Origin of the sequence: Pseudonocardia sp. N23 (genome assembly GCF_002583555.1) — a bacterium.
In the GTDB taxonomy this organism is placed as follows: Bacteria; Actinomycetota; Actinomycetes; order Mycobacteriales; family Pseudonocardiaceae; genus Pseudonocardia.
Genome location: NZ_BEGX01000128.1, coordinates 265,781 through 269,807 on the forward strand (window position 1 = coordinate 265,781; position 4,027 = coordinate 269,807).

At 72.1% G+C, this 4,027-nt stretch carries 4 protein-coding genes; 3 read left to right on the forward strand and 1 reads right to left on the reverse strand.

The features are described from left to right. Positions 1–1,568 (forward strand): bifunctional polysaccharide deacetylase/glycosyltransferase family 2 protein (locus tag TOK_RS29355; RefSeq protein ID WP_253258715.1); only part of this gene is annotated, 1,568 nt, incomplete at its 5' end. A 268-nt stretch (positions 1,569–1,836) separates the two neighbouring features. After that, positions 1,837–2,844, forward strand: a complete 1,008-nt coding sequence (locus tag TOK_RS29360; protein WP_098961222.1) for a glycosyl hydrolase — start codon at positions 1,837–1,839, stop codon at positions 2,842–2,844. A gap of 133 nt (positions 2,845–2,977) precedes the next feature. On the opposite strand, the gene TOK_RS29365 is transcribed toward TOK_RS29360, so the two are convergent. After that, on the reverse strand, positions 2,978–3,295 hold the full coding sequence (locus TOK_RS29365; RefSeq protein WP_216362138.1) for a hypothetical protein: 318 nt from the start codon (positions 3,293–3,295) through the stop codon (positions 2,978–2,980). 78 nt (positions 3,296–3,373) lie between these two features. Here TOK_RS29365 and TOK_RS34565 point away from each other — a divergent pair. Beyond that, positions 3,374–4,027 (forward strand): polysaccharide deacetylase family protein (locus TOK_RS34565; RefSeq protein ID WP_253258716.1); only part of this gene is annotated, 654 nt, incomplete at its 3' end.

The window sequence follows — 4,027 nt, forward strand, 5'->3', positions numbered from 1 at the left end:
ACGCGTCCGTCCCCCCGAACGGGGCCGGCGGCGCGATCCTCATGCACGACGCCGGTGGCGACCGTTCCGAGACCGTCGCGGCGCTCGACCGGCTGATCCCCGAGCTGAAGGCCCAGGGCTACACGTTCACCACCGTCAGCAAGGGCGTCGGGCTCCCGCCCGCCGACCAGGCCGCGTCGACGAGCGACCACACTCTGGGCTTCGGACTCGTCACCGGCGTCAGCATCGCGACGTGGATCGTCCGCGCGATGGAGCTCGCCCTGCTCGTCGTCGGGCTGCTCGTGATCGTCCGTCTCGTGCTGGTCCTCGTTGTCGCCGTGGTGCACGCGTGCCGGGCCCGCCGCTCCGCGGCCCGGCCACCGGAGGCGCCCGTCACCAGCCCGGTCTCGGTGATCATCCCGGCGTACAACGAGAAGGAGTGCATCGCCGCGACCGTGCGCGCCGTGGCGGCGAGCGACCATCCCGTGGAGATCATCGTCGTCGACGACGGTTCCACCGACGGCACCGCCGAGATCGTCGAGACCCTTGCGGTTCCGGGGCTGCGCCTGATCCGGCAGGCCAACGGGGGCAAGCCGGCCGCGCTCAACAACGGCGTGCGCGCCGCGTCGCACGACATCGTGGTGATGCTCGACGGTGACACGGTCTTCGAACGCGACACGGTCCACCTGCTGGCCCAGCCGTTCGCCGACCCCGGCGTGGGCGCGGTCGCAGGGAACGCCAAGGTCGCCAACCGCACCGGCCTCGTGACCCGCTGGCAGCACATCGAGTACGTGATCGGGTTCAACCTCGACCGCCGCATGCAGGACGTCTTCGGCTGCATCACCACCGTCGCCGGCGCCGTCGGCGCCTTCCGCCGCACCGCACTGCTCGACGTCGGCGGCATCAGCGACGACACCCTCGCCGAGGACACCGACCTCACGATGGCGCTCGGCATCAACGGCTGGCGCGTCGTCTACGAGCAACGCGCGCGGGCCTGGACCGAGGCGCCCGGCACGTTCGGACAGCTCTGGCGGCAGCGCTACCGGTGGAGCTACGGGACGATCCAGTCCCTGTGGAAGCACCGCCGCGCCGTCACCGCGTCCGGGCCGTCGGGCCGCTACGCCCGTCGGGGACTGCTCAACGTCGGGATCTTCCAGGTGGTGCTGCCGCTGATAGCGCCGCTGATCGACATCCTGCTCGTCTACGGACTGGTCTTCGACGACCCGGTCCGCACGTTGGCCGTGTGGGCGGCGGTGCTGGGGGCCCAGACGGTCGCCGCGATCGTCGCGTTCCGGCTCGAGCGCGAGAAGATGACGATCCTCTGGCTCCTGCCGCTGCAGCAGTTCGCCTACCGCCAGCTCATGTACGCCGTGCTCATCCAGTCCGTCTCGACCGCGGTGACCGGCATCCGGCTGGGCTGGCAGAAACTGCGCCGGCTCGGCCAGTTCGAGACGGTGCCGACCGGCGACCGCGAGCGCGCCCTCGTCGGCCCGCCCGCGCCCGACATGGCGCCGAAAAGGGTTGCTCCGTCCGATTCGAGCCGATTCGTCCCACGCCGGGAGAACACCGGAACCCACATCAACTCGTGAGCAACCTCGAGGCCTCCCCCACGTCGCCGCGGTGCCCCGAAAAGGCATTTGTCGGGATTGCGCCCGTCGTGGAGCGACGCCCCTCACCTGCTGTAACGCCGGGGGACCAACCTGCGAAGAGGTCGACGTGCCCGCCGAATGCGCGAGCCGCGACACCCCAGTCCACAGATCCAGCTCCCCCATGAACCCACACGCCGAATATCGCCGACCCGCACCGCCCCCGCATGGGCGTCGGTGCCGTTCCCGGAGGCAACCGGTGCCACCGCACGTGGTCACTGCGGCTCTCGTCGGGACGGCGGCACTCGCCGTCACACTCCTGGCGGGCTGCTCGTCCGGACCCCCGCCCGCCCATACCGCCGACACCTCCGCGCCGTTGCGGACCGGATCCTCGGTCACCCCCTACGTCGACGTCTCCGCGTCGAACCCGCCCATCACCGCGATGTCCGACGCGGGCGCCGGCAACGACGTCGCCCTCTCCTTCGGGCTCGCCACGAACGGCGCCTGCACCCCGTCCTGGGGTGGTGAACGCGCCGTCGACGACCCCACCCTCGTCGCCCAGCTCACCACGCTGCGCGACCGCGGCGGAAAGCTGACCGTCGCGACGGGCGGCGCGTCGGGCGAGTACCTGGAGAACGTCTGCGCCACGGCCGACGAGCTCGCCGACGCCTACGGACGGCTCCTCGACGCCACCGGCGCCACACAGCTCGACGTCGACGTCGAGGCCGACGTGCCCACCGAGCGGGTGGCCGACGCGCTGCACACGGTGCAGACCCGCCGCGGCACCGCCGTGAGCCTGACGCTTCAGGTCGCCGGTGCGGAGGAGGGGCTCGACGAGCGCGCGCTGGACGTCGCCAGGACGGTCGCCGCCGCGGGGGTGCGCTTCAGCGTCAACCCGCTCGTCATGAACTTCCCGCCCTCCGGGACGTGGTCGTCGTCGATGTCGGACGCGGTCGACGCCGTGCGGTCGCAGGTCGCGACGCTCTCGCCGGCACCGGGACTCGCGGTCACGATCATGATCGGCCAGAACGACACGGGCCCGGTCACCACCCTCGACGACGCGCGCACGCTCGCGGCGACGCTCCCGGGTCTCGGCGTCGACGACGTCCGGTTCTGGTCGCTCGGCCGCGACAACGGCGGCTGTCCGGGCACGACGAAGGCGCGCCCCGACTGCAGCGGGGTCGACCAGTCGGCCTTCGCCTTCACCCAGGTGTTCCGGGACGCCGCGGGCGCTCCCCCTGCCACGAACGCTGCCACGAACGGACGGAACGGATCATGAGCGGGGACGAGGACGGGGACGTCGAGTCCACGGTGGTCATTCGCGCCAGGGGCCCGGTGTTCGTCGACGGCACCGGGAAGCGGCGCAGGCGCGTCAAGATCACGGCGTACGCCGCGGCGTCGGTCTGTGCCGTCTACATGGGCGTCGTCGCGGTGAGCCTCGTCGCGCACCAGGAGACCTCGCTGGTCCCGCTGCCGAGCGGGGGCGACGCCGTCGCCGGGGGTACCCCGGAGACGGCGGGGATCCTGGACGGGCAGCCGCCGGGGGCACCCACGCTGACCACGCCGCCGAAGCCGGTGGCGTTGGGCGACGTCGTGTCGCGGGCGATGGCGCCGGTCTCCCCCGCGGCCGTCGTGTCGTCGCCGTCGCCGCCGACGACGACGACGACGACGAGCGCAGCACCGACGACGACCAGGTCGCCGAGGACGACGAGCACACGGACCAGAATCACCCGCACCTCGGAGGCACCCCCGCCCACGCAGCCCTCGGAACCCCAAGTGCCCGGCAACACGGGGACGGGCGGCGGCTGATGGCCCGCGCCGACCGCGCAGCGCGCCGCCGCCGCGTACCGCGGCCCAAGTGGGTGTTGTTCGCGATCGCGATGGCGATGGTCGCGTCGATCCTCGCCCTCAACGGGCTGGTCAACCCCAAGGTCGGTACCGACGCCGAGCGCCAGGCCCCACGCGCCGCGACCGACAAGGTGCCGGCGTCGGTGCTCGACGGCGGCTCCGTCGTCGACACGACCAGGGGCCAGGTCCACAGCCTCGGCTACCCGTCGAAGACCGTGGCACTGACGTTCGACGACGGCCCCGACCCCGAGTGGACGCCGCAGATCCTCGACGTCCTGACCCGCTACGACGTCCCCGGCACGTTCTTCGTGCTCGGCTCGCTCGGCGCCCAGCACCCCGCCATCCTGCGCGACATCGTCGACTCCGGGTCCGAGATCGGCATCCACACGTTCACCCACCCCGACCTGACGACCGTGTCGCAGGACCGGATGAACCGTGAGCTCGACCAGACCCAGCTCGTCATCGCCGGGGCGACCGGCCAGGTCAGCTACCTCGTCCGGCCGCCCTACTCGTCGGAAGTGCTGGCGCTGGACAACAACCAGTTCCAGATCGTCCGCGACCTCGGCGACCGGGGCTTCGTCACCGCGTTCACCGACGTCGACAGCCGGGACTGG